This is a genomic window from Rhodoferax ferrireducens (genome assembly GCF_003347515.1).
Taxonomy (GTDB): Bacteria; Pseudomonadota; Gammaproteobacteria; order Burkholderiales; family Burkholderiaceae_C; genus Rhodoferax.
On record NZ_QEII01000083.1, the window covers coordinates 1 to 306 of the forward strand.

A 306-nucleotide genomic window follows, 5' to 3' on the forward strand; every position below is an offset into this window, starting at 1 on the left:
GGACAATGCCATCAGGATAGGCGCACTCTTGAGGCGCGACTCCTGGGAACGAATGGCCAAAGACTTCACGTTAAATGACAGAAGCCACACGGGCTATGGGTATGGCTGGGTCATTCGCAAACTCCGCGGTAACGACGCGCTGGAGCATGGCGGTGACATTGGCGGCTTTAGCGCGGACACGTTGCGTTTCCCCAAGGAGCAAGTATTCATTGCCGTGCTTGCAAACAGTGATTCCCATGAACCCGCGCCGGACGCCATCGCCGAACAGATTGCGAAGATCATCTTCGCACCCTTAGCGCAACTTGA

The 306-nt window shown here is 56.2% G+C and carries 1 protein-coding gene; it reads left to right on the forward strand.

Annotated elements, in window-relative coordinates; all coding sequences use genetic code 11:
- Positions 1-52: 52 nt before the first annotated feature.
- A partial coding sequence (locus C5P05_RS00335) for a serine hydrolase (protein ID WP_198674558.1) occupies positions 53-306 on the forward strand: 254 nt, incomplete at its 3' end.